Annotated in this window: 19 protein-coding genes; 7 read left to right on the plus strand and 12 right to left on the minus strand. The window is 36.1% G+C overall.

From position 1 onward, the window contains the following. Positions 1-357: 357 nt before the first annotated feature. Complete coding sequence (locus tag C8N46_RS11540; protein WP_108115061.1) at positions 358-6966, minus strand: alpha-2-macroglobulin family protein; 6609 nt, start codon at positions 6964-6966, stop codon at positions 358-360. A 174-nt stretch (positions 6967-7140) separates the two neighbouring features. Between C8N46_RS11540 and C8N46_RS11545 the strand changes: the two genes are divergently transcribed. Beyond that, positions 7141-8229, plus strand: a complete 1089-nt coding sequence (locus C8N46_RS11545; protein WP_146169805.1) for a hypothetical protein — start codon at positions 7141-7143, stop codon at positions 8227-8229. Between the two features lie 71 nt (positions 8230-8300). Here the strand turns inward: C8N46_RS11545 and C8N46_RS11550 are convergent, their stop codons facing one another. Together C8N46_RS11550 and C8N46_RS11555 are read right to left on the minus strand one after the other, a co-directional pair. Then, positions 8301-8555: a hypothetical protein gene (locus tag C8N46_RS11550; protein ID WP_108115063.1), complete on the minus strand. Its 255-nt coding sequence runs from the start codon at positions 8553-8555 to the stop codon at positions 8301-8303. A 323-nt stretch (positions 8556-8878) separates the two neighbouring features. Further along, positions 8879-14962 carry an alpha-2-macroglobulin family protein gene (locus tag C8N46_RS11555; protein ID WP_170110083.1) on the minus strand — a complete coding sequence of 2028 codons (6084 nt, stop codon included), beginning with the start codon at positions 14960-14962 and terminating at the stop codon, positions 8879-8881. A gap of 304 nt (positions 14963-15266) precedes the next feature. On the opposite strand from C8N46_RS11555, the gene C8N46_RS11560 reads away from it, so the two are divergent. Further along, positions 15267-16220, plus strand: a complete 954-nt coding sequence (locus C8N46_RS11560; RefSeq protein WP_108115064.1) for a tetratricopeptide repeat protein — start codon at positions 15267-15269, stop codon at positions 16218-16220. A 3-nt stretch (positions 16221-16223) separates the two neighbouring features. On the opposite strand, the gene C8N46_RS11565 is transcribed toward C8N46_RS11560, so the two are convergent. The 7 genes from C8N46_RS11565 to C8N46_RS11595 all read right to left on the minus strand — a co-directional run bounded on the left by C8N46_RS11565 (position 16224) and on the right by C8N46_RS11595 (position 19897). Next, on the minus strand, positions 16224-16535 hold the full coding sequence (locus C8N46_RS11565; RefSeq protein WP_108115065.1) for a type II toxin-antitoxin system RelE/ParE family toxin: 312 nt from the start codon (positions 16533-16535) through the stop codon (positions 16224-16226). Continuing rightward, entirely contained in the window at positions 16523-16756 is a 234-nt protein-coding gene (locus C8N46_RS11570) for a hypothetical protein (protein WP_108115066.1), read from the minus strand. Before C8N46_RS11570 ends, C8N46_RS11565 begins: the two co-directional genes overlap by 13 nt. A gap of 181 nt (positions 16757-16937) precedes the next feature. Beyond that, the gene (locus C8N46_RS11575; protein WP_108115067.1) at positions 16938-17525 is read right to left on the minus strand and encodes a 2OG-Fe(II) oxygenase; all 588 of its coding nucleotides are present in this window, start codon (positions 17523-17525) and stop codon (positions 16938-16940) included. An 87-nt stretch (positions 17526-17612) separates the two neighbouring features. After that, positions 17613-18554: a DUF3137 domain-containing protein gene (locus tag C8N46_RS11580; RefSeq protein WP_108115068.1), complete on the minus strand. Its 942-nt coding sequence runs from the start codon at positions 18552-18554 to the stop codon at positions 17613-17615. Next, a complete protein-coding gene (locus C8N46_RS11585) occupies positions 18551-19120 on the minus strand; it encodes a LemA family protein (protein WP_108115069.1) in 570 nt (189 codons plus the stop codon). The genes C8N46_RS11580 and C8N46_RS11585 overlap by 4 nt, the downstream gene beginning before the upstream one ends. Positions 19121-19205: 85 nt before the next feature. Then, positions 19206-19397 (minus strand): hypothetical protein, encoded by a 192-nt coding sequence (locus tag C8N46_RS11590; RefSeq protein ID WP_108115070.1) that lies wholly within the window; start codon positions 19395-19397, stop codon positions 19206-19208. 38 nt (positions 19398-19435) lie between these two features. Beyond that, complete coding sequence (locus C8N46_RS11595) at positions 19436-19897, minus strand: hypothetical protein (protein WP_108115071.1); 462 nt, start codon at positions 19895-19897, stop codon at positions 19436-19438. Positions 19898-20049: 152 nt separating this feature from the next. Here C8N46_RS11595 and C8N46_RS11600 point away from each other — a divergent pair, with 152 nt between their 5' ends. After that, a complete protein-coding gene (locus C8N46_RS11600; RefSeq protein ID WP_108115072.1) occupies positions 20050-21411 on the plus strand; it encodes a UDP-N-acetylmuramate--L-alanine ligase in 1362 nt (453 codons plus the stop codon). On the opposite strand, the gene C8N46_RS11605 is transcribed toward C8N46_RS11600, so the two are convergent. Both C8N46_RS11605 and C8N46_RS11610 read right to left on the minus strand, forming a co-directional pair. Further along, positions 21398-22009 carry an FMN-binding negative transcriptional regulator gene (locus C8N46_RS11605; protein ID WP_108115073.1) on the minus strand — a complete coding sequence of 204 codons (612 nt, stop codon included), beginning with the start codon at positions 22007-22009 and terminating at the stop codon, positions 21398-21400. The two genes, C8N46_RS11600 and C8N46_RS11605, sit on opposite strands and share 14 nt — an antisense overlap. A 2-nt stretch (positions 22010-22011) precedes the next feature. Continuing rightward, positions 22012-22467 carry a DUF1569 domain-containing protein gene (locus C8N46_RS11610; protein WP_108115297.1) on the minus strand — a complete coding sequence of 152 codons (456 nt, stop codon included), beginning with the start codon at positions 22465-22467 and terminating at the stop codon, positions 22012-22014. A 323-nt stretch (positions 22468-22790) separates the two neighbouring features. Between C8N46_RS11610 and radC the strand changes: the two genes are divergently transcribed. The 4 genes from radC to C8N46_RS11630 all read left to right on the plus strand — a co-directional run bounded on the left by radC (position 22791) and on the right by C8N46_RS11630 (position 26102). Next, positions 22791-23492, plus strand: coding sequence for a RadC family protein (gene radC / locus C8N46_RS11615; protein ID WP_108115074.1), 702 nt, complete (start codon positions 22791-22793; stop codon positions 23490-23492). Further along, positions 23493-24788: a polysaccharide deacetylase family protein gene (locus tag C8N46_RS11620; protein WP_108115075.1), complete on the plus strand. Its 1296-nt coding sequence runs from the start codon at positions 23493-23495 to the stop codon at positions 24786-24788. Next, positions 24772-25455, plus strand: coding sequence for a YjjG family noncanonical pyrimidine nucleotidase (locus C8N46_RS11625; protein ID WP_108115076.1), 684 nt, complete (start codon positions 24772-24774; stop codon positions 25453-25455). The genes C8N46_RS11620 and C8N46_RS11625 overlap by 17 nt, the downstream gene beginning before the upstream one ends. A 92-nt stretch (positions 25456-25547) precedes the next feature. After that, complete coding sequence (locus tag C8N46_RS11630) at positions 25548-26102, plus strand: hypothetical protein (protein ID WP_108115077.1); 555 nt, start codon at positions 25548-25550, stop codon at positions 26100-26102. The last annotated feature ends 12 nt before the right edge of the window (positions 26103-26114 follow it).

Here is a 26114-nt window from a genome sequence, read left to right on the forward strand (position 1 = left end):
CAGTAATGCGTGAACAAGCATTTTCAATGAGGGAAATTTTGAGTTTTTAAAAAACTAAATAGTTAAACTTGTGAACTATAGAAAATCGTAGCTGTTCTCGATACATTTTTCCTTCATTTCGACAAGCTCAATGTGAGGAAAAATACTCGAACTGACGTATTGTGGAACTTGAGATAGTATTGAGATTTTTTTAAAACTAAACCTTTAAACTTCAAACAACAAACCGTCACTTCGAGTGAAATCTTGAAAAGATTTTGTATCGAGAAGTGCTTTGAAACTAAAATTCTGAATGTTGAATGCTGAACTTTAAATTACGCTAAACTCTTAAACTTATAAACCCATAAACTCCAAAAAAAACTATTCAAACGTCAAACGAATTCCTTTGGTATGACTTCTCAATTCAGGCGCGTACATGCTTTCAATCGTGGTAATTCCGTTGGAGAAGTTTCCTGTGTTGTTGACGCGGACTTCATATTCTAAGATAAAAACACCTTTTGGAATGCGGTCGAAAAAGAAATTGGTACTCGCATCGCGTGTGCTTTCATAATAACCAATACCATCTTGCCATTTGTATTCCGATAGTGTAGTTACAGGCTCCAAACCAGCCGCACGCATGTCTTTTAGGTGAATGAACTCCACTTCTTTTTCGTTTCGAATCGTTAAACGTACCGTGATTTTATCGCCAATTTTTAATGTTTTCTTTTCAATTGGCAGCAAAGTTTCTTCACCATTACGAGTTTCTTTTACGTATAAGGATTTTGATACTTGCAACTTGGAAGCTTCACTTTCTGTAACCTTATCCAACGTTTCAAAATATTGCCAGTACACAGCACCAAAACCTGTCGTTTTTCCATTGTTTTTTACGTTGATAGTCGCTTTGTCTTTGGTAATTTCATCTTTGCGCCAAGCAGTTTTAAAATAGCCTGTACCTGCTTCTTTTTTGGTTTCGTCAAGTTTTTTGGTACTGATTTTTTCCGTGCCGATGGTAAACTTCGTGTTGTCTTTGATAGAAACAAATTGCTTCGGATTCAACAATAAAGCATAAATCGCTTTGGTCGTTGCTTTGGTGGTTGCCCATTGATTTCGCTGTTTTTGTTGCAACAACCACAATTGCAATTCTTGAACAATGGTGTCGTTTTTGGTAATTTCTGCAAAGGCTTCAATCAACAACGCGTGCGCTTCTACATTGCGAGCACTAGCATATCCTTGGTTGGAAAGTTCTTTCCAGTACATACCATTTTCTTCCGATGTTACCGCAGCTTCTTCCAAAGCCGTCATGATTTTGTTAGCTTCTTTCTTCCGATTCATTCGCGCCAACGTCAACGCCAACATTGCTTTTTGATTAATAGGTAAGAGCAACCATTCGTCTTGCAGATGGTCTAAATACACTTCCATTGCTTCTTGTGCGTTTGCTGGAATCTTCATAAAATCTGCATTCATGCTTCGAGTATATAGATACGGAATTTGTTTGGCGTAAGCAGTAGCATTTGGCTTGTCACGCAGTTTAGCGTAGGCTATCAAAAAGTGTGTATCCACATAGCTAAAAGCATCTTCAATAATATCTTCAAAAAATAACTTTTCTGATGTTTCTGTTATCATATTCAGTTTCACCAAATGCGCAAAGGTTTGTAATATATGTAACGTGATGTAATGATTTTCTTTTCCGCCAGCAAACCAAACAAATCCGCCCGATTCGTTTTGCAAATCGTTTAACTTTAACCACATTTCTTTTTGCATTTCCTCGGTAGCTTTTTCGTCAAAAAGTGTAGTGAGTTGTTGTTTTCTGGCAGTTTCAGAAGCGGCATCGCGCACCCAAGGTGTTTCCGCTAATAACAAGGATTTGAATTCAGGATTTTTCTCCAAATCTGATACCAATTGTCCGTTGGCTTTCCACGCTTCAAAGACTTCTTTGATTTTTGGCGAACTTTGTAAAATATGCGCTGCAATGGCATTGGCATACAAGCGCGCAAAGGTTTGTTCGGCACATTCATACGGATATTCCATTAAATATGGCAACGACTGAATGGCGCTCCACGTAGGATTGGACGTATACTCTAAGGTCAATTGATGATTTTGTAACGTCGAACTCGTATTGTTTTTGAGTTTTTCAAATGTGATTGTTTTTTGTTCGCCCGCTTTTACCAGAAACGGTTTTGCTTCTGTAAGTAACAGACTATTTTTAAGAACAGGTAACACACTTTCTTCGCCATCAGAGAAATTTTCCGCCGTAGCGAGCACTTTGTACTGAATGGCTTCTATACCTTCTGGGATATAGAGTTTCCATGACAGTGTGGCATTTCCTTTTGCGTCTACCGTAAATGCTTTGTTTTTTTCGGAAAGATGCACTTTTGCGTCGATGGATGTTTGTGTTTGCGCATCAAACAAACGTAATGACGCAATGCCTTTGGTCACTTTGTTTTGTAAATTGACCACTTTCGTGGAAATGACAATCGTATCTTTTTCACGCAGAAAACGCGGCATATTTGGCACAACCATCAATTCTTTTTGCGTCACCGCATTTTTAAGAATGTTTCCGTAAATACCATCTTTTTGATGTGCAAATAATTGAAATTTCCATCGCGATAATGCTTCGGGAGCATCAAATTCAATCGCAACATTACCTTCAGCATCCGTTCGTAAATGTGGATAGAAAAAAGCGGTTTCTTGTAAATTTTTACGAGTTTCTATGTTGTCAACATCTTCTTCGGTGATTCCGACAATAACCTCAACGCCGTCAACCATTTCTTTTCGTGTACCGTATTTTGTGGTAATAAGAACGACTCCGCCAGCGCCACGACTTCCATACAAAGCTGTTGCCTGCGCATCTTTTAAAACACTTAATGTGGTAATGTTTTGACTGGATAAATTTCGAAATACATTTTGATCTACAGGAACACCGTCAATTACAAATAAAGGAGTTGTTTCGCCTTTTAGACTTGACCAACCACGAATGACAATTGTTGAAGATTGTCCAGGTTGGCCACTTCCTGTTTCTATATTGATACCCGCAGCCATTCCTTGCAACATTTCGTCTAAAGAACCCACAGGAACATATTGTACAGAAGTGCCGTCAACAGTAGCGACTGCATATCCTAAAGATGCTTTTTGTTTTGAAATACCATAGGCAACCACGGTAACTTCTTCTAATTCACTACTGCCAGATAAACGAACGCTGATATTTTTTTGATTGCCAACTTTGACTTCTTCTGGATTAAATCCTACATAACTAAATACTAATACTTGATTTGAAGAAGCATTGATACTGTACAAACCGTCAAAATCGGTAGTGGTTCCAACGTCCGTTCCTTTTAACATCACATTGGCGCCAGGTAACGGTAATCCTGATTCGTCCAATACGTGACCAATGATATTTCCTGAGTAATTCGTAGTGTTTTTGTTGTGTTTTTGCCACTTAATGGTTCTAAGGTATTGATCGTTTGCATTTTTAGTGTTTCGGAAGCTCAGTCCAAACCAATTTAATTGTAAATGTTTGTACAGTTTTGGAATGTAATACTGAGCTTTTAAGTTGTAAAATTCGTCTGAATATTTGTTTTTGAAACCTTGTGCTCGCAACTGCGGAGTTTCATAGTATTGTTTACGAAAGTCAGGTAGATTCGTGTTCCAATCATGCGTTACAAATTGATCGAGTGATTCATCATACATAGACGCTAACACTTCTGCATTGCTTGGGTTGTTTTCTAAATCTAAGATTTTAAACTGCCAAGTTTCAGGCTGTCCAGGACGTAATTTGTTTCGAAATGTGGTGGTTTCAATATTGAGATAGTTTTTACCTTCATACAAACTGATAGAAAATTCATCTTCATAAAATGTATTGAATTTCACAAAACTCATTCGGACAGTAACTTCATGGGTAAATCGTTTTTCAAGCGGAATTTTAATGATTTTAGAACCTTTTTCAATAGATTCTATCCCAAAGAAAAACGGTTCGCCTTTATGAAATGCTTGTACATGCACATTTAGTGGTTCATCGCGCAAAGCGGTTGCTAATTTCACTACAATATATCCGTCATTTTTGTAATTGCTGTTGCGTATTTCATAGTCGAAAAGTTGGTTATTCGCCAAATATTGATCGTTTGCATCGACGAGAAAAAAATGTTGTGTTTCGGTAACGCTGTCTTTTAGTTTTTCATCATATACAGCGGTTTCTACAGCATACGTTCCTGATTTCCATTTGGAAACATCCAACGTAAACGTCGTTTTATTACCAGTGTTAAAAGTTTCTTGTGCTACTTGTGTTTCTTTTTCTGAATTGTTTTCGCTTTTATCGTATTGTATGTGAGGAAATTGAGTAATGAAAGTTTCTTTAGACATGCTATGATACTCTGGAATTTCCCAAGGTCGTTTTTTTAAAGTACGCGTCGGATTTTTGAGTTTGTAGATTTTGAAATGTCCATTAGCCGCAACGTTGACATCGTTGATATCTTTCGTCGTAATTTTTAGGGATAAAGGAACTTTTTTGTTGGTTTTTCGTGGAAAATCTACATATAAATCGAAACCCTTACGACTTACACTGACTGTTTTTTCAGCAGTTTGTGTTTCGCCGTTGCTATCAGTAATTTCAAGGGAAACCGTGTATTGATACGCATATACTTTGTCTGCATCGACAGTTTCATCTATCAAAGCCACGAAAGGAATGCTAAAGTTTCCTTTTTCGTCCGTACGTGTTTCAGCTTCTTTAACTATTTGACTTTTTTCGTTGTAACGACCGTATGCATTGATAACTCGTGAAATTTTATAGGAAACTTTGGCATTGGAAACAGCGCTTCCGAGTAACGCTTTAGCGGTTCCTGTTACGTTTATACTGTCATTGAAAGCAACATTACTTGTTACAGGATCAACAACTACTTCAAAGCGTGGGCGTTTGTATTCTTCTACTTTGAAGGTAAATCTTTGTTCGTGGAATTCGTCAATGGCGTCCCAAAACGGATGCTCGCCCTCGTATTCATAATCTTGATCAACATTGATGGTAAAATCGCCCGTAACGCTGTTTTTCGGAATTTTGAAAGAGCCGCTAAACGAGCCAAATTCGTTGGTTTTTAAACGCATAAATTTCAGTTCTCCATCTTCAGAATATACTTCCACTTCACAAAAAACATTAGGAACTACAGCACTTACACCATTTTTTTGTTGCAAAACCACAACTTTAAACTGTACGGTTTGTCCAGGTCGATATATAGCTCTGTCGGTAAATATGAACGGTTTTGCTTCCCAATACAATTCTTCATCTTTTTCATACTTTTTTTCAAGAGAAGTCGATGCAGTATACAAGGTATCACCTTTGTAAATAATGTATTTTTCAATTCTTTTTTTACGCGCACGCTTATTGATGGTCGCCTGACCGTATATGTTGGTATATTCAGTTTGATTGACCGTATTTGTAAGATTCGAAATTTTAATTTTTGCTTTATGAATCGGTTTTCCGGTGTCGCGATGTACAATGGTATGTACATTTTTATCATTAAATTCCGTGATAACTTCTGCCAAATTCGTTTTTTGAAGGCTGTTATACGAGATGACATTGGTGGCTTTTTGATTTTTGTCAACATCCGATAATACTACGAGATAACTTCCTGTTGCGAGTGATGGAATGCTAATTTCGGTCGTATGTTCGTGATAATCTTTTGGAATATTTATAACATACGTTTGCTGAAGAATGGCTTTTTTATGCTTGATGAAATGTGCAATTACCGAATCGCGTTTTCTGTAATAGATGCGTTTTAAAAAACCGTGCGGAATGCGATAGGCTTTTAAAAATAAGGTGTCAACGTTTCTAGCTTTTACCTGTGCTAGTGTAGGTTTGTCTGAAATACTGAAAGCTTCCGTAGTAAACTTAATGGACTTTTCTTCAATCTTTTTTTGAAGCAATGCACATTTAATGCCGCCTTCTGCATTTGGATAGTTGGCGGACATCTTTTTTACAAGAGACAATGCTTTTATACGCGTGTCATTCTCTATATGTTCAAATTTGTACTGACTATACTCTGAAATGTATAAATAATGATTGGCAAGTTCGTAATTGATTAAAGCCTCTAAAGGATTTCCCTGATATGTTTTCGCCAATTGTTGTAAGGCAGTAATATAATATGCACTTTGTTCGCGCGTCGTATATATTCTGTTGTAAAAAAACTTAAAACGTTGCAATACAATATCAACATGTGCATTTTTGTTGCGAAGTGCTGCTTTTTCGAGTTTTTGAAAAAGACGTAGTGTATTGTTCATTGCAAAAACTTCATCCTTCTGTTCAGGGAATTGTTGTTGTAAAAAAGTGGCTGTAGGAGCAAAATCTTTTTCGCTAGCTTGATACTTCTCGTTGCTTTTGTACGTGTATGGAATGTCCGTTTTGTAAAAATCGAGCGCGTTGTGTGCTAAAATTTCAAACAAACTTGAACGATACATTTTCATGGTTTCCTTTCCTTCTAAAAGCAACATGTAGTCTTCTACAGGAAGTTTTAAAAGAGCTTCTTCACGTGCAATGGAATGTTGATAATGCTTGTGAATTTGTGTCACAAAAGTTTTGATATCCCACAACTCAATATCACTAGGAATCGTTTCAAAATCCACCGAAGAACGATTGCGAATTTGGTATTGATGTCTATATAAATATTGCATCAACAGTCGCGCATACATATTTTCCAAAATAACATTCGCAGGAAATGCTTGTGCATTCATAGTTTCACGAAGACTCTGTAATACCTGCACTTCTGAATCTTCCGTAAGGAGCAACGAAAATTTAGCACGATAGAGAAAGCTTTTTACAATCTGCGATGTTTCTTGACTTTTTTCAGCTTCTTGATATATTCGCTCTACGAGTTTTTGAGCCGAAGCAAACTTTCCTTCCAACTCTAAATCTTCTACTTTTTGCCAGTTTTTGTCAAAATTGTATTGTGCCAGGCTGCATTGTACACACAAAAACATCACAAAACAGATACTATATATTTTTCTCATGAATATTGTTTTCTTGGTTAGTGCAACAAATAACTAGAATGCTTTTAAAAGATACAATAAAGGATTAGGGAACGTGCGATTTGAATTAGGAAACGTATCTAAAAGGATTTTTAGTATCTTGAACCGTATATGAAAAATCGATATTTACTTTTTGTTTGTTGTGTTTGTACGTTCGTGAAAGTATCTGCACAAGGATTTCCATTACCGAAATTGGCTTCTCCAGAAGATACTTTTTATACGTATTTGGATAATGAACATATTTCCAATCCCGAAAAATTCAACGGAAACGTAAAAAAAGTGGTTCGGACTTTGCGGAAATATGAACAAGGTGTTGATCCGTCGACAGTTGATATTGTAACTACATTTTTAAATAGAAATAAAAAACGTACCAAAACGGTATCTCGCTATTATGTGTATGGAATTGAAGAATACAAGGAAGAGGTAAATCATCTAGAAACGCCAGAAGCAACCATCACCAAAGAAGGAAACAAAACGATTAAAACCATTAAAGATGATGGTGCGTTTGCAGAATATGAGTATACCGAAAAAGGAGACGATATTTATGTATATGAAAATGATCTTTTGTTGACATTTTATAATCATAATGATAGTTTGGCGTATGCGTATGACGATAAAAATCAGTTGACATTTATACACACGTTTGAAAGTTTATTGTTAGATGAGGTAGATGAGAATGGAGAAATTGCCGCACGCTGGCGTTCTGTTTTTGAAGTACGCGGTTTGGAAGTATTAGAATATCAAAATGAATTGCCGAAGCAGAAAGTTATCTATGATAAATTTGGTGAAGTGATTGATATTTACAAAAAAACATACGACTATAATTCCGATAAATTACTCACCAAATTCACCACCGAATACAAGCGTTATTTGTATGATGATTATGTAGATTCTATTGCTATTGATCAGCAAAAATATGAGGAATTTCCTAGAGTAGAAACGAACGATAGCATTCAAGTTGGAACGTTTCAATATTCAAAAACAAACAAAATTACAGGCTATCAGCGAACAAAAGGAAAAGAAAACGAAGTGTATAAAATCATCTATAACAACGACGATTTAATGTATTTGGTAGAAGGAACGCTCACATTTTATCAAAAAGGCAAACTCGTTTCCTTAGATGTAGAATACGAATATTTGTATGACGAAAAAGGCAATCCGAAAAGTATCAAGACATTTTATTATCTCGGCGGTGAAAAGATGATAGATAAAGAAACGTTTTTTGAGATTGTATATTATGAATAGTAATTTGGTATCACAAAAAAACCGTTTCCAATAAATAGAAACAGCTTTTATAGTCATAATTTTTTAGAATTTTACAATTCCCACTGAAGTTTTGCTTGTCCAGACACAACTCTATATTGTAGTTGTAAGGAGTTTACATTGATGGTAACATTGATTGTTTGTCCAGGAGTTAAAGGAATCGTCGGCTTCTGTCCATCAAGTCCATAATAAGCTTCTGCTTGTGCTTGTGGAGAAAATGAAAGTTGAATCTGTGCTGGAAAACGATCTGGTGTAACTTGTGCACCACCATTGGTTCCAGGATCTAAAATTAAGGTTGAAGTACTCATAATAAATTGTTGTTAAAAAAGTGATTAATAATAGGTTTGAATTGATACTGTAAAATTCAGACTTTACAACAATATATGTAAGAGTATTAATAGCTGATTGAAAGTTCAGGTAGTTCAACACAAATAGCAAGTAGTTTAACTTGGTAAAGAAAAGCGAGTAGTATTCGCGAATGTTCCAATTCTTTTACTTTAAAACAACAAACCGTCACTTCGAGTGAAATCTCATAGAGATTTTGTATCGAGAAGTGCTTTGAAACTGAAAAACGAATTTTCAAATTGGCACATTTTCAAATTTTCAAATCAAACAATTGTTACATTAAAAACTAATCCACTTTCACACGAATTCCTTCGCTATGACTGCTAAATTCCGGCGCGTACATGCTTTGAATGGTGGAAATTCCATTGGAAAAATCACCTTTATTGTTGACGCGTAAGTCATATTCAAATACAAAAACACCTTTTGGTAAATAGTCAAAGAAGAAGTTCGTGCTTGCATCTTTGGTGCTTTCGTAATAGCCCAAACCATCTTGCCATTTGTATTGTGATAACACGTTTACAGGCTCAAATCCTGCGGCGCGCATGTCTTTTAAATGAACAAATTCCATTGGTCGGTCGTTTCGAAGTTCAATGCGAACTCTTACCAAATCGCCCAATTCCAATTGCGTGTTTTCGTCGATTTCGGTAATGACTTCTCCCGAAGCATCATACGTTCGTTTGAAGAGTTTTTTGCTCAATTTTAACGACGTTTCTGCGGTTGTGATTTTGTCCAAATCTTCAAAATATTGCCAATACAATCCGCCCCAAGCGATACCTTTCCCAGTTTTGGTTAAGGTTACTTTTGCCATTTCAGGTTGTACTTCACTACCATTCCACGAAGTTTTGAAATAACCTGTGCCAGCTTCTACTTTTACATCTTCGAGTTTTTCAGGCGAAATTTGCTGATTGCCCACCGTCACCTCAACCATGTCAGTTACCGAAAGCCAATCGCTTCCTTGCAATAATAACGCATACACAGCGTCGGCAGTAGCTTTGGTCGTAGACCAGCGATTGGTTTGCTTATTTTTCAGCAGCCAAATCTTTAAATTATCTACGGAAGTGATATCATTCGAAATTTCCGAAAATGCTTCAATCAATAACGCTTGCGTTTCAATCGGCGCCTGATACCAATACCACGAACGTGTGTTTGCTTTCCAATACATGCCCAATTCGTCACTCGTAATGCTGTTTTCTTTGAGCGATTGTAGAATTCCGTTTGCCGTTTTTGCACGCTTGTTTCGATGTGCAATCAACGCCATCAATCCTTTGGAATACAAACTGCGACTTAGCCAATACTTGTCAATTTGACCTAAATAATAATCGCGAATTTTTTGTGCTTCTTCCGATAAGCCAATTTCTTCAAAAAAGCTTCGCATGTACAAATAGTGCAATTGCGAATACGATAAATGGTCTTTTGATAAATCCACGCCTTTGTTGTATTTGCGAATGTCCTTGTATTCTTTGATGAATTCAGCATCCAAATATTGAATTGCTTTTCGCAATAGTTGTTGCGTGTCTTCATCTGTTTTTTCGAATACATTTAGCTTTTTTAAATGTCCAAAACCAGTGATAATATGTTGTGTGATGAATCGATTGTCGCGTCCGCCAGAAAACCAAGGGAATCCGCCAGAAGACGATTGCATTTGTTGTAATTTTTGTAGCGTGCGAGTTTCTTCATGTTGCATGCGATTGAGATCGAATAACAACGCAATTCGTTTTTTCTGAGCCGTTTCCGATTGCGCATCGCGAACCCAAGGTGTTTCTTGTAAAATCAAGGATTTTAATTCCTGATTCTTTTCTAAATTGCTCAACAACGCATCTGACGATTTCCACTGATTGAACACTTGCTGAATTCTCGGATTGCTATTCGCGATGTGACTCGCCAATGCATTCGCGTAATAACGAGAAAACGTCTGTTCCGAACATTCATACGGATATTCCATCAAATATGGCAACGCTTGTACCGCGTACCACGCAGGATTGGACGTAATTTCCAAACTCAGTTTATGATGCGAAAGTGTAGCCGATTTTGTTTCCGCCAATTTATCTAAGGTAAAGGTTTTTGTTTCGTTGGAACGAATCCACATTGGTAAGGTTTCCGTTACCAACATACGGTTTGACAATACTGGCAACGCATTTTGTTCGCCGTCGCTATATTCGCCTGCTTTTGCCGTTATGGTGTATTGAATCGCTTGTAAATTCTTAGGAATGTATAGCAACCACGATACTTGTGTATTGCCTTTTGCATTTACAGAAAAGCTTTGAGAAGGTTCGCCCAAACGCGGAAATAAGGCAGGATTGATATCATTTCCCGTAAACGGATTAATCAGTTGCAACATCGCTTCTCCGTTGAGGTTTTTTTCTGAAAGATTTGAAATTTTTGTGCTAATCACTACCGCATCACCTTCGCGGACAAAACGCGGTGCATTTGGCAACACCATCAATTCTTTTTGCGTGACTGTGGTCAGCGTTTTGGTTGCCGAATGCAATTCTTTCGTATGTGCTAGCAACTGCAATTTCCACTTCGTCAACGCTTCTGGAGTGGTAAAGGTAAACGATACATTTCCTTCGCTGTCTGTTTGTAGTTGTGGAAAGAAAAAGGCGGTTTCCTGTAGATTTTTTCGAGGAACAATAGCTTCTTTTTGTGTTGTTTCGCCAATGCTTTTTGGGTCTTTAGCATTTAAAAGTGTGGCAACTGCAGTTTTTTTATCATTTTCTACTTCAACTGAAAAAGCCAATGCTTCTTCACTTTCTTCCTCAACCTCATCCATAACAACTTCTTCTGCTACAGGTACTGCCATTTTTCGTTCCACCATGCTGTTAGACTCATAAGCAATACCTTTTCGATACATTCTTCCATAACTAGAAAAATACAATCCAAACCAATTGAGTTGGTCAAAACGTTGCGGATTGTATACCACGCTTTTGTATGGATTGAACGAATCACCAAAACGTGTAATATCAAAACTTCTACCCGCATTGATATTGAAATAGCTGTAATATACAGGCTTGTTAATCGGATTAAAATTCCAATCATGCGTTCTGAATTCGTCTAAAGAAGCATCGTACATACTTGCCAATAGTTCAGCAGTTACTTTTTCTCCTTTAGCACCTTTGACTTTAAAACTCCAAGTTTCTTCTTCGTTTGGTTTTAGTTTGTCTCTAAAAGTAGTCGTTTCAATAGTCAAGTCCGACGGCGGATATTCCACCATTATTAAAAGTTGCTTATTGATAAAGCTGTTAAAAATGGTTGCAGAACAATGAATTTGGAATCCGCCTTCATCTTCCTTTTTAACAGGAATTCGCAAGGTTTGTTTGCCATCTTCTAGTGAGATAACGTACGAGTTTACAATTTTTTTATTTTTTTCAACATCAACCGTTACAGTCATGAGTTTGCTTGCCGATTTTAAGGTAAGTACCACTTCTTCATTCGGAAGATAGGAATCTTTATCAGTAGCCACTTCCAGCAAGGCATTGTCGGCCGCTGTTTTGTCTTTTGAGTTGTGAACTTCTGTATATACAATGTCTTTTATTTCATAACCATTGGCATCGGTAGTACTAATTTCAACTACATATTTTCCAGATTCCCAACGTTTAAGTTTGCCGAGTTCGAGTTGTGCTTTTTCACTTGTATCGAAGTTTTCGTCAAATACTTTTTTACCTTTTTTCCACGATTTAAAATCTTGTTCGTCTTCTGAATACGCTTCATGTGGAAAGAGTTTTTTAAATTCTTTTTCTGAAATGGACAGGTAATCTGGAACTTTGTAAGGACGTTCGCGCAACACACGATTTGGCGCTTGTAATTTGTGAATGGTCACCGTACCTTTTGCAGAAACTTTTTCACCATTTAGATTTTTTGTGATGATTTTTACCGTGTAATCACGTTTGGAGGCATCTAGTTTTTTATCAATAACCACATTGGCTTGTAAACTGTGATAGCCTACTCGCACATCGGTGGAAGCACTACGCGTTTCTCCATTGATATCGGTAATATCTGCCGTAATGGCATAATCGAATATTGGTAATAATTTTTTTGAAGTACTAGCGTCAGGAATCGCTTTGAATGTAATTTCAAAATTCCCATTGGCGTCCGTAATGGTTTCACCACTTGTAATTTGCTGAGAGCTCGAATTGATATATGGATATCGCCAATAAATCCATTGCGGATAGCGAGGCGTTCGTTTTACAGAATAGGTTACTTTGGCATCCGAAATAGAACTTCCTGCAAACGCCATAGCATTTCCATTCACAGCTACAGTATCATTCACAGCAAAGGTTTTGGTAATTGGTAAAAATTTGGCTTCAAATTTTGGACGTTTGTATTCTTCAACTGAAAAATAAGTGCTTCCCAAATTGTCTTTGCCTTTGGAAGCATGTATGGAAAAATTTCCTGTTAAGCCATTATTCGGAATGATAAATTCACTTTTAAACGAACCGTATTCGTTGGTCACTAAAGATTGTTCACTTACCACTTGGTAATTGGCATCGCGCAATAGTACGGTTACTTTTTCATTTGGCAGAATTGTGGATTTTGTGCCTTCTTTGCGAACTAAAATTCCTTTGAAGTGCGCTGTTTGTGAAGGTCTGTAAATACTTCTGTCGGTAAATAAGAAAAGAGTTTCTTGCGGCTCTATTTTATCTGAAATAAATCGTTTTGTATAGGAGAAATCATCAAAATAAGCGATATCATTCGCTGTGGTAACTTTAATATTAAGGTCATAAAAACGATCGTTGTAGTCCGCTTCTAATACAGCACTTCCCGTTGCATCTGTAGTTTGTGTTTGCGTTTCTCTTGCGCCTCTATATTTTTTTTGATATGAAAATTCTATGGCTTGATTCTCTATAGGTTTTCCATTATTTCGATTGGTCAACTGAAAAATATATTCACTAATTGTTTTTTTGTGCGTAATAACAATATCAGTCACTTGAATGATATCGGTAGCAAAAAACGTTTTGTGGAGTTCTTCCGTATGCGAAGCTGTTAGCATATAAAAACCGTTTTGCAATGGCGGAACGGCTATTTCCGTGCGGTGAAAATGATAATCATTTTCAGTAGGCAACGTAGCATTCCAGTTTTTGCTTACAGGTAATTTGTTGATGAAAGCTTGTTGTTCTTCTTTTCTGTATAATTTGCTGTAGTTTTTTAATTGCTCGTGCGTTATCCTACGAACAGTAAAAAAGAGTTTTTCTACATTTTTATAGTTGATGGACATTCTAGAATAATTGCCAATTGGAATGACACTTTCTGTAGTGATTGAAAAGTCTTTTTTTAGAATGATTCTTTTAAGATTTTGACATCTTTTAGCAGCAGCACTTTCAGGAAACTTAGTAATAACTTCATCACAAAGTGTTACTGCTTTTTGATATTTCCATTGGTGTTTTTCAGGATTTTCTGTGGAGTACAGGTCTCCTAATTCCTTATACAATTGCGCCGTTTCAGCGTCATACATTCCTGAGTATGGATGTGTATTGTATGTTGTTTTTTCATTTTGAAAAATCTCAATGAGTTTTTCTTTGGCATTGTCAAAATTTGCTTTTGCTACGATATATTGTAAGCGTTCAATATTGACATTAATCAACGCTTCTGGCGATTTGTCTTTTAAGTGAAAACGAATCAAGTCTTGATAGAGTTGCAGCGCTTTAAATTCCCGCGAAAGCGAATCTTTTGTTGTTATATTTAATTCCGCAAATAATTCCGCATCGCATAGATATTCTTCGTTGTCAATTTTGAAAGTTTCTTCGGGTTTTGTGATGGTGATTTCAGTCGATTTGTAAAATTCTAAGGCATTGTGCGCTAAAAAATCATACACCGTTGGGCGAAATTTTTTAGACCCTTCTTGCATGATGAGAATAGCATCAAATTCACTTAAATCTACTTTTTGTAATTGATTGGCATTTTTCAACGATGCGTCTAAATGCATTCCAATTTCAGTAAAGATTGTTTGTAAATCCCACGTTCTGAAATCGTTTGTGTCAACCTTTTCTTTGGTTTTTGTGCGATTGTAAAATTTATAACGATTCGATTTGAAATACTGCCAATACAGCTGTCCTAAAATGCTTTGCAAGATGTTTTTGGTGGGAAAGGATTGTGAGGCAATTTCCGCTTTTAACGAATTGATAATCGTCAATTCCGCATCTTCTTCTAGCGTCAATTGATAATTGGATTTGTGTAAAAAAGCTTTGACAATTTGCGGATTGTTTTGCTCTTTTTTAGCCAACGCATAAATTTCAGAAGCCTTTTTAAAAGCTGATTTTGTCAATCCCTTTTTCTCTAAATTGGTCACTTCTTTCCACAGTTGCACATACTTTTCTTGTGCGTTTGCGAATTGACTAAATAATACAATCATAAATATGGCGAGTACGTTTTTCATTCGTTTAAAAATTTGGTCAAAATGTAAAAATCTATTGTCTGTTATGTAAAACTTCAATCAAATTCTTTACGTATGTAAAATAAGGATTTTAATCATAACATGGTTTACTTCTGTGTTATTAATCGCAAAGAACATTCCAAGATGTAAAATGTTAAGATTATTTTATAAAACAAATCCTTTTCGAAATAGTATCTTTGGAATGAAAAGTGATACATGTGTTGATAAAAAAACAAAGTAAAAGTATCGTTTGTAGTTTGTAAAATGGCAGACTACAATTTGAATTCTACAAAATCGAAAAAACGAAATGAAGCATTATTTTTTAGTCCTTTTGTGCATTCCGATGTTTTGCCTAAGTCAAACCACAGAAGAAACCGTAGCGCAATTATTCGACAAAAAGCAATATAGTAAAGCAGAAACTATCTTAAAAGAAGCAGTGGCAGCCTCTCCAAATAATCGTCAATTAATTGAATTATTGGGCGATGCATACGGATACCAAAAAAAGTGGGACGGTGCGATTGAAAATTATGAGAAACTGGTTGAAATGGACGATTTTAATGCAAATTATCACTACAAATATGGCGGTGCTAAAGGCATGAAAGCTTTGGAAGTGAATAAATTTAAAGCCTTAGGTTTGATTGGCGATGTAAAACGTGCTTTTAAACGTGCTGCTGAACTCGACCCAACACATATTGATGTCCGTTGGGCAATGGTAGAGTTATACATGCAGTTGCCTGGAATCGTTGGCGGAAGCTATAAAAAGTCCATGAAATACGCGAACGAATTGGAAAATCTTTCTAAAGTTGATGGCTATTTGGCAAAAGGATATATTTACGAGTACGATGATGAGCCAAAAAAGGCGGAAGAATATTATAAAAAAGCGATTGAAGTTGGTGGTTCTATGACCTGTTATGACAAGTTGACCAATTTGTATGTAAAGGAAAATCAACCTTTAAAAGCGATTGCTAATTTGGAGAAATCGCATACCAAACACCAACGAAATGCGATGCATTATCAAATTGGAAAAGTGGCTGCCGATTATAATATTCAGCTCGAAAAAGGGGAGAAGTGCTTGTATTTATACATTACCAATTACACGTCTAAAGATGGCGTTCCTGTATGTTGGGCATACTATCGTTTGTCACAAATTTTCAAGCATAAAGGCAACAAACAAAAGGCGTTGGAGTGGATTAACAAAGCTTTAGCGGAAGAAAAATTAGACCCTTTTACAGAACATAAAGCGGAAGTGTTGGCGATGTAGGAATTATACTTTTTTTAGAAAATCTCTAAGTTTTTTTGCATCTTGTCGATTATCCCAAAAAGCAACAATTATAATTGCTGATTTTTCTAATTTATATATAATTGAGTAGTGTTTTAAAGAAACCAATCTTAACATTTTGAATTGAATTTCTTTTCCAATTTCTGGTTGCTTTTTTAAAATTTTTGTTCGTTCTCGTATAGCGAGATTTAACTTTTTTGAGTATGAATTACTCTTATTTCTTTGATTCCAATATTCAAAAATATAATCTCTTTGTTTTTCGGCAGTTGCTGTCCAGAACAATTTTAATTCATCCATTTAGCATCTTTTTCTTCTAAATCAGCTTCTGAGATAAGTTTACCTTCTTTTATATCTTCTTCACTCATTAGCAACATTTCAATTTGATAAGAATCAAAAGTAAGTTCTTGCTCAGTTTCACTTGAACTAATCATATTTTCCAAGTCAAAAAGTAGTTTTTTATTTTTTGTCAAAAGAATCCTATCAATAAGTCTATTCTTAATATTATCTAAAGTTGCCATGTTCTTTTTTATTAAAATTCGTGATTTTTATTGTTTCTGCCAAAACTGGACTCTGATTTTTCTCAATCTTGTATTTTTATGTAGTAATAACGCATTAATTTGCAAAAGTGTTTATCGCTTCGTTCAAATTCGTAAATTCAAATCCAAGTCATTCAGAATCGCTAAAAATGTTTGATTTCGCTTATCTGTAGGGTGGTCCTGAAACCCAACCGACTATGGATTGTCGTATTCCTTTTGTGATTGGAGTAACGCGATGCATGATAAATGAAGGGAAAATAACAATTGTTCCTTTTTCTCTAGGCGCTTTTACAATTTTTTGATTAATCATAAATTCCAAATCACCACCTTCGTACTCATCTGGATTTGATAATTGAATGGTCATGCTTAATTTTCGAGCAGAAATTTCTCCTGCGCCAAAATCCAAATGCCAATCAAAAAAATCACCTTCCGAGTAGCGTGTTAGTTGTAATTCTTGATGAAAACCAAGCAAGTCAAACCAATATCGTTCGTTGTTACAACTCATAGCAAGTCCCGCTAATTTTTGGTAAATCCAATCATTTTCTTTGGTATTTTCAATAAACATTACAGAACTTTTTCGTAATTCGTCATCATATTTGTTGTCTCCTGCGAGTGTTGCTTTAATGGTTTTAGTATCGTCCCAAAAGCTGAGAATTCGGTCCACTTCATGCGGAAGAAATAAGCCTTGATAATACACAAACTCTGCAAAATTATGCTTTAAAGGAAGTCCAAATGAGTAATTAATTGCCATGTTACAAAGGATTTTTTAAAAAAAACAAGATAGGGAAATTATTGACATATTTTTTGGTGTAGCACTGATGAATTGAGTTGTGAAAAATTACCGCTTCGTCCAAATTCGCAAATTCAAATCCAAGTCATTCAAAATGGCTAGAATGCTATCTACTTCTGCCAAAAAGCGTTCTATTTGTGTAAAATTAACCTCATCATGAAAGCTAGTTTCAAACATATCATACGATTCGCTGATGGCAATATACACATTATGTCCGCGAAAAGACAGATATAAGTTTTCGCCAAATCGGTCTTCCAACTCCACAATGCGTTCCATGATTTTTGGTGTTAAAATATATCTAGCTTCCACTTGGTCGTTACTGTACACATTGAATCTATCTTCAAACACAGGGTCTTCCAATCGGACGCGTTTGTAGCGTGAAAACCAACTTTTACCACCAGATGAATAGACATACGTGTCGTTTTGGATTTCTTTATTGAAATCGGCAATTAAAAACAATCCTTTAAAAATAGTACTGTAGGAAGTTGTCGTATTGCCATCTTTATCTCTACTGGTGTGTTTTTCTTCTGCGTGAATTTCCGAAAAGCTAAACGCAGTAGCATCTAGTTTTCCACTAAACAAATCTTCACCGTTAAAACGATCAGGATTGGTGAATAGGTTACTCGCATTGAACATTTGCTCAGAAATGTGATAATCATCTTCATATGTAATTCCGGGAAATTGCGCTTCTACAATCGGTTTTAGGACTTCGTCTTTGTATTTTTCAACCCATTTTCCTCTCAAGGTAAATTGAGAAATGATAGGAATCATAAAAACAATAATAGGAATGATAAACAGTACAATCAATCCTGTGCCTTGTACTTTGATAACTCCTAGCATTACTAAGAATGCTAACACTGCTTCAATAGCAAGAAAGATGAAAAGTGTGTGTTGCCAAAGTTTTTTAGAACGTTCAGAAATGTGTTTTTTTTCATTTTTAAAAACATCAAGAATCGCTCGGTAGTTACTTTTTACCTCTTCTGAAATCATTCGTTGTCAAATAAACTTTTCACGTTCGGATTGGCTCTTTCGGAAGGAATAATATCGAAAAACTCTTCTCTTTTAAAGTTAAAAAAGCCAGCAATAATGTTGGAAGGAAATTTATCCAAACCATTGTTGTAACTCAACACCGCAGCATTGTGTGCGCGTCTGGAAGCAGAAATTTGACTTTCAATTTCGTTTAAGTTGTATTGCAGATTTAAAAAGTTTTCGTTGGCTTTTAAATCGGGATAATTTTCTACAGAAATGCTCAATTGTTGCAAGTCTTTTGAGAGTTCTCGTTCCAATAGATTTCGTTCCGATTTGTCCAAAGGTTGCGAAATCAATTTTGAGCGAAGTGCGGTAATATTTTCCAACACCTCTTTTTCATGATTCGTATATTGTTTTACAGTTTCTACCAAATTTGGAATCAGGTCGTGTCGTTTTTTTAGCATGACATCTACTGAACTTTCAGCATTGTGCACTTGGTTTCTTCTACCGATAAGACTGTTGTACATAGCGGCAATAGCAATGAGAATAATGACTACAATAGCAATCAATACGAGAGAAATATCCATGTTGTTTACGTTAAGGTTTGTTTATTGGTGTTATTTTATGTTAGAATGTTTCAAATTGAATATAATTTCAATAGAATGATTTGCTTTATTGCTTTTTTTTCTTCGGCGGCGTCATAAATCCCCAAACAACATATAAAGCTGCAAAAAAAGTAATCAATACTTCTGAAATGCTGAAGCGTTGCTCAAATATTGCAACACTGGCAATATATACAATTGTCAATGCGAATACGGTTCGAAGTGTCCAGTTGTTTCTTAGGAAATCAATGATTTTTTGCATGGTAATAAGTGGTTGTAATGATGTGTTGTATTTGAGTTTTAGTCTTTAATTCTACTTTTTAAATAGTGTAAATACAAGAAAATTCCCGTCAAAACAACAACTAAAAATTTGATAACAATAAAAACGGCTTCCGTATGATCTTTATAAGAACGGTCAAAATAATTCATAATCGCTTCAATATCAATCCAAAAAAGACAGGCAATTAAAATGCTAATACCGAGTTTTCCATATAGTAAATTCAGGTGTTCATTTACATTGCTATTTGCTTCTTTTTCTGTTCTTCTGGTGTGATATACTTTTTTAAAAAAGACCATTTCCAACAACATTCCTAAAACCCATGAAAAAATGACAATGATTAGCAAAGAGAGCAATCCGTCACTCACAGAAAAGTTGACAAATGAAGAAAAGGTAAAGAATAGAATCAATCCAGGAACAAAGTTCAGGACAAACTTGTTGAGCACAATATCGTTAAAAAACGCGTTGATTTTTTCGTTGTTCATAATCTTGGTGTGTTAGTTGTAGTTTTTAAAGTTTTTAGTCCTTTAAAAGTAAGAAATTATAAAGTAAAAATCATTTTAAGTGTAAATTGGTCTAAAATTGTCAAAAACCAAAAAAGCCTTTTATCTTTACACTTTCAGAATTTTTAGATACGATGCGAATACATTTTATAGCCATCGGCGGAAGCGCCATGCACAACTTAGCACTTGCGTTACACGCAAAAGGATACCAAATTACAGGAAGCGACGATGTTATTTTTGAACCTTCTAAAAGTAGATTGGACGCCAAAGGATTGCTTCCAGAAAGTTTTGGTTGGTTTCCAGAAAAAATTACTACTGACTTGGATGCGATTATTCTAGGAATGCACGCCAAACCAGACAATCCTGAGTTGCTAAAAGCGCAAGAATTGGGTGTTACCATTTATTCGTATCCTGAATTTTTATACGAGCAATCCAAATACAAAACGCGTGTAGTCATTGGTGGAAGTCACGGAAAAACGACCATTACATCCATGATTTTACACGTATTAAATTATCATGATATCGAAGTCGATTATATGGTAGGCGCGCAGTTGGAAGGTTTTGATACGATGGTGCATCTTACGGAAGATAACGACTTTATCATTTTAGAAGGTGACGAATATTTATCATCGCCAATCGATCGACGACCAAAATTTCACTTATACAAGCCAAATATTGCACTATTGAGCGGCATTGCGTGGGATCATATCAACGTGTTTCCAACGTATGAAAATTATGTAGAGCAGTTTCAAATCTTTGTAGATTCCATCACTAAAGGCGGAAGTATCAATTACAACGAAGAAGATGCAGAAGTAGTGCGTGTCGTAGAAGCTTCCGAAAATCCGATTCGCAAACTAAGCTACAAAACACCAGAATATATCGTAGAAAATGGGCAAACGCTATTGTTAACTCCAGACGGTTACATGCCGATTGAAATTTTCGGAAAACACAACCTCAACAATCTCGCAGGCGCCAAATGGATTTGTCAGCATATTGGCGTTGATGAAGAAGATTTTTACGAAGCGATTGCTACATTTTCTGGAGCGAGCAAACGCTTGGAAAAAATTGCACAAAAGGATTTAACAGTTGTCTACAAAGACTTCGCGCATTCGCCAAGCAAAGTACAAGCAACGACCAAAGCCGTAAAAGAACAATACCAGAATAGAACGGTGTTGGCATGTTTGGAATTGCACACATACAGTAGCTTAAATGCAGAATTTTTAAAAGAATACAAAGGCGCGCTTGATGCGGCAGACAAAGCGGTGGTTTTCTACTCACCACAGGCGGTAAAAATCAAACAATTGGAAGAAGTCACGGAAGCACAAATTGCCAATGCGTTTCAACGTGAAGATTTAATTATTTACACCGATCCAGCCGAATTCAAAGCATTTTTATTCCGTCAAAACTTAGACAATACAGCGGTGTTACTCATGAGTTCAGGAAACTATGGCGGATTGGATTTTGAAGAATTTTCAGCGCATATCACCAATCAATAATCATATCAAGAAAAGCCGTAATATCCTTGCGGCTTTCTTGCAGCAGTGCTTCTTTAGCAAGTCGTTTGTCTTTGGGCGATTTATCTTGCGAAAGCTTAAACTTTCCTTCCCACGATGTAATTTCAAGCTTAAAACCTACAATATAATCTGCCAACGATTGCACTCTTGGATGTTGTGTGTCTAATATGTAAGGCGCGTCAGAAGTTTCTAAAAAGGCTGTCATATCCGCAATGGATTGGATGATATCGTTTTTGTTTGAAATTCGTGTTGCTTTTGCTGAAATATGGACTTTTACATAGTTCCATGTGGGCAATTGTGTGGTGCTGTACACGTTTGGTGAAATATAGCAATCGGGTCCGTGAAATATCGCTTGCGCGGGAATGTTCTCTCGCAACAATGCCACCTGCGGATTGAACTTGTCAATATGTCCAATCAAACAACCCAATCCATTGTCAACAGCTTGATACATCAGCGGAACATGTGTAGTGAAAATTTCGCTGTCTTTCGCCGAAATCAACGTCGCCAACGGATACCTTTTAATGGTTTCAACAATAGTTGTAAAATCCGTTTCTTGATGGTGTTTTGGAGGATAGTTCATACTTACACTCCAAACTGATTCAAGTGATGATCCAAATGTTTATACTGCATTTTTCCCCATTGTTCATGTGTAAATTTCCCAAACATTGGATGCGCAGGCCAATCTGTCACCTCTTTTTGGTTGTGAAACTCTGTAATCAACTCGGCAAGCTTTGCTTTTTCAGAAACCAAATCACGTTCATCAACAACCAAAAAATCGCGTACCGTTGGTAAATTTTGCGTCCAAGGCTTGTCGTTGTACATTAAAGGTTTGTAAATTTTAAACACCAATCGCTTCATAAAACCTGGTTTTTTACCGCTTAAAGCAATCTTGCCCATCGAAAGTTCCAACGGTTTTTGGCAATGTGTACACATTTGTGCTACCGTCATTCTTCCCCAACTAGGTGTCGATTCTATAGACAGTTCGGCAATTCTATCTTGAATTTCTTGGTGTGTATTTTCTTCAAAGAGTGATTTCATCTGTGTGATTTTAAGGTTTCGTTGTGTTATGTAGGTGAAAAATAAAGGTACTGCAATCGCGGACAATCTAAAAATAAATTCTCAAAATTAACGCTTATAAAATTTATAAGACGCTTACAAACTTATCTATACAAGTACCGTAAAAAAGGACTAGTTTTAAAATGGATTTTACCATATACCATAAAAAACTTAGATGGTATTTACTCAAAACGCAATCGGGATTGTTGTGAAAATGAAGTGTTGTTTGAATCTCGATTGCGTTCAATTGTACAATTAAAATAGAAAAGACGTACATCTATGCGGCTTACAAAATATTCTTTAGCATGAAAGACACGACTGCCAATCTTCAATCGATAAAATATTGGTCAGAAGACGATCGTCCACGCGAAAAATTAGCACTCAAAGGAAAAACGGCGTTGAGCGACGCAGAATTGTTAGCAATTTTAATTCGTTTGGGAAACAAAGACGAAAGTGCCGTAGACCTTTCCAAGCGAATTTTATCGTCGGTTGGTGGAAATTTGAACGAACTCGGAAAACTATCATCCGATCAACTTAAAAAATTCAAAGGTATTGGACTTGTCAAAGCCATTACAATAATTGCTGCTTTAGAACTTGGAAAACGACGGCAAGTAGAAACCAAAGTCGAACGTCAAAAAATTACCTCGAGTCGTATGGTTTTTGAAATCATGCAACCGATTATTGGTGAATTGCCACACGAAGAATTCTGGATTATCTATCTAAACAATTCCAACAAAGTGCTCAAAAAAATACGATTGAGTAAAGGTGGCATCACAGGAACGTTGGTTGATATTCGGCTGGTTTTAAAAACAGCATTAGAAGTTGGTGCAGTAGCAATTATTTTAGCTCACAATCATCCATCAGGAACATTAAAAGCGAGTGCCGCAGATAAAGCGATTACTAAAAAATTGTGCTTAGGCGCGGAAAATATCGATATAAAAGTACTAGACCATTTAATTATCACAGAAAAAGAGTATTTTAGTTTCGCTGATGAAAACTTACTCTAAATGCTGTTAGTATATACTAAAAAAATTACACCACGACTTCGATACACATTTAAACATGTACTAACACGTATTTTGGGCATTCCTGTAGATTTTACCACGAAAATTGAAACATTTATTGCGCATAATGAAGTGAAAATGTCGTATGTAAAACAACCACTTGGCGATGAATTTTCTGTGCGAAGTCACGATTTACTATTTCAACAAGGAATTGGCGAAGTTGACATTACAATTCAAAACTGGGAAGAAGTGCCTTGCTTTTTTCCCGCGAATGAAAAAAGTAGCATTCCGTTTGATATTTTCGCGGCAAGCTTTTACATGTTGAGTCGTTATGAAGAATACTTACCGTATGTAAAAGACGAACACGGACGCTATACTGCCGAAGAAAGTTTGGCATATGAACACAATTTTTTAACGATTCCTGTGGTAGATATTTGGTGTCAGAAGTTCAAAAAAGTTTTTGTCGAACGTTTTCCAGATGTGGAATTGCAAGAACGAAAATTCAAATATCAACCGATGATCAATGTGCCTGTGGCGTATGCGTACAAAAAACGCGGAATTCTAAGAACATTAGGCGGATTTGTGATAGATGTTGGGCGATTCAAATTTTCACGTTTCATAGACCGTTTTGCAGTATTGCTAGGAATGCGCGATGATCCTTATAACAATTTTGACGCGCTGATTGCTTTGCACAAAAAATACAAAACCAAAGCACATTATTTCTTTCAAATTGGCGATTATGCAACGTACGACCACAACATATCAATCTATAAAAACGAATTCATCCGATTGATAAAAAATGTATCTGATTACAGCAAAGTTGGATTGTTGGCTTCGTATGCATCATTCACAGAAACCAAAAAACTCAAAAAAGAGAAGAAGCGACTCAACACTACGATTAATAAGCCTGTAAAACGTGTGCGACAGCATTATAATATGCTCAATATGCCGCAATTTTACCGAAATCTCATCGATTTGGAATTTACGGAAGATTATTCCATGGGATATGAAAGCACACTTGGATTTCGCGCAGGAACCTGTAGTCCATTCTACTTTTATGACATCGGACTCGAAATTCAAACACCGTTACGAGTGCATCCGTTTTGTGTGCAATACAATGGCGAATTGCACAAAGAAGTTGTCACAGAAGAAATCATGCAAATGGCAACCGAAGTCCAAAAAGTAAATGGTATTTTTGCCGCAGTATTCCACAATGTAGTACTTTCAGAGCGAAATGCAGCGTGGAAGCATTTGTATATCAATTTATTAAAAGCGTACAGCAATGCAGCACATCACTGATGTTTTCTTTGATTTAGATCATACCTTATGGGATTTTGAAAAAAACTCCGCATTAACCTTCCAAAAAATACTTGCAGAAAACAATGTTGCTGTCGATTTTGACCGCTTTTTGGCAGCCTATGTGCCTATCAATTTGGAATGCTGGCGTATGTTTCGAGAAGAGAAAATTTCCAAAAAAGAACTGCGTTATCAACGCTTGTTTCAAACTTTTGCAGCTATTAATTTTAAAGCTTCGGATGAATTAATCAACTTGCTTTCCGAACAATACATTCAATATTTATCTAGCTTTAATCACTTGTTTGAATACACGGAAGAACTGTTGCAAAATCTTCAAGAAAAATACAAACTTCATATCATTACCAATGGTTTTCGTGACGTGCAACAACGGAAAATAGAAGCTTCTGGCATTGCTTCGTATTTTGAACACATCATCGATTCGGAAAGTGTGCATGTAAAAAAGCCAAATCCGAAGATTTTTGAACATGCATTAGCACTTGCAAACGTAAACCCTGAAAATGCATTGATGATTGGCGATAGTTTGGAAGCTGATATTTTGGGCGCGTTGAAAGTGCAAATGAACGTCATTCATGTCGATTTTGACAAAAAATATACCCATTTGCTATGTCCAATCGTGCATCATTTGACTGAGATTGAGGAACTACTGTAATAAAAGCCTAAAAGTGTCGTTTTTTTAAAAGAAAGTTGTTATACAAAAGAGAAGTACTCTTCTCGTGTATGTATAACAAAAAATGTCGCTTTATGTTCAAAAAAATTGTTTGCTATTTTCTAGTATTTGCGATGTTTTCCTGTGTGAAAGATGTCGATTTTGAGCAAGCGGAAGATATCGTGCTTTCGCCTGTGGTGGAATCGAGTTTGGTATTTTTTGACTTTGAAGCTTCTGAATTTTCAGAACCTACAGGAACCGCAATTGTCATTGTGGGAGACGATTTGGAATTGGATGTTTTTAACGATGAATTTCTGCGTGATAACCTTACACGATGCGAATTCTTTTTTGAAATCACCAACTCAATCGACCGAAACTTTAGAGCAGATATTATTTTATATGATGAAAACGACCAAGTCACATACGCATTTGCCATTGATGTAACTCCTGATGGAAATAATGAAGTCGTAACCACACATACCGAAGTGTTTGAAGAGGCGCTGTTAGAACAACTAAAAAGTACCGTACGACTCGAATTGATACTAAGTATGTTTCCAAGCTCAACAGGCATTCCGCTTGATGAAAACAGTGTCGGAAACATTAAAATGCGCTCAAAAGCAACACTATTCTTTGTAATCGATAACGAATAAAAATTGGTTGGC

The organism is Kordia periserrulae, from assembly GCF_003054265.1.
GTDB lineage: Bacteria > Bacteroidota > Bacteroidia > Flavobacteriales > Flavobacteriaceae > Kordia > Kordia periserrulae.

Excerpts from the sequence above, each read along its gene's own strand:
- C8N46_RS11540 (WP_108115061.1), bottom strand. The coding sequence starts at position 6,966 with ATGAGAAAAATATATAGTATCTGTTTTGTGATGTTTTTGTGTGTACAA.
- C8N46_RS11550 (WP_108115063.1), bottom strand. The coding sequence starts at position 8,555 with ATGAGTACTTCAACCTTAATTTTAGATCCTGGAACCAATGGTGGTGCA.
- C8N46_RS11555 (WP_170110083.1), bottom strand. The coding sequence starts at position 14,962 with ATGAAAAACGTACTCGCCATATTTATGATTGTATTATTTAGTCAATTC.
- C8N46_RS11560 (WP_108115064.1), top strand. The coding sequence starts at position 15,267 with ATGAAGCATTATTTTTTAGTCCTTTTGTGCATTCCGATGTTTTGCCTA.
- C8N46_RS11565 (WP_108115065.1), bottom strand. The coding sequence starts at position 16,535 with ATGGATGAATTAAAATTGTTCTGGACAGCAACTGCCGAAAAACAAAGA.
- C8N46_RS11570 (WP_108115066.1), bottom strand. The coding sequence starts at position 16,756 with ATGGCAACTTTAGATAATATTAAGAATAGACTTATTGATAGGATTCTT.
- C8N46_RS11575 (WP_108115067.1), bottom strand. The coding sequence starts at position 17,525 with ATGGCAATTAATTACTCATTTGGACTTCCTTTAAAGCATAATTTTGCA.
- C8N46_RS11580 (WP_108115068.1), bottom strand. The coding sequence starts at position 18,554 with ATGATTTCAGAAGAGGTAAAAAGTAACTACCGAGCGATTCTTGATGTT.
- C8N46_RS11585 (WP_108115069.1), bottom strand. The coding sequence starts at position 19,120 with ATGGATATTTCTCTCGTATTGATTGCTATTGTAGTCATTATTCTCATT.
- C8N46_RS11590 (WP_108115070.1), bottom strand. The coding sequence starts at position 19,397 with ATGCAAAAAATCATTGATTTCCTAAGAAACAACTGGACACTTCGAACC.
- C8N46_RS11595 (WP_108115071.1), bottom strand. The coding sequence starts at position 19,897 with ATGAACAACGAAAAAATCAACGCGTTTTTTAACGATATTGTGCTCAAC.
- C8N46_RS11600 (WP_108115072.1), top strand. The coding sequence starts at position 20,050 with ATGCGAATACATTTTATAGCCATCGGCGGAAGCGCCATGCACAACTTA.
- C8N46_RS11605 (WP_108115073.1), bottom strand. The coding sequence starts at position 22,009 with ATGAACTATCCTCCAAAACACCATCAAGAAACGGATTTTACAACTATT.
- C8N46_RS11610 (WP_108115297.1), bottom strand. The coding sequence starts at position 22,467 with ATGAAATCACTCTTTGAAGAAAATACACACCAAGAAATTCAAGATAGA.
- radC (WP_108115074.1), top strand. The coding sequence starts at position 22,791 with ATGAAAGACACGACTGCCAATCTTCAATCGATAAAATATTGGTCAGAA.
- C8N46_RS11620 (WP_108115075.1), top strand. The coding sequence starts at position 23,493 with ATGCTGTTAGTATATACTAAAAAAATTACACCACGACTTCGATACACA.
- C8N46_RS11625 (WP_108115076.1), top strand. The coding sequence starts at position 24,772 with ATGCAGCACATCACTGATGTTTTCTTTGATTTAGATCATACCTTATGG.
- C8N46_RS11630 (WP_108115077.1), top strand. The coding sequence starts at position 25,548 with ATGTTCAAAAAAATTGTTTGCTATTTTCTAGTATTTGCGATGTTTTCC.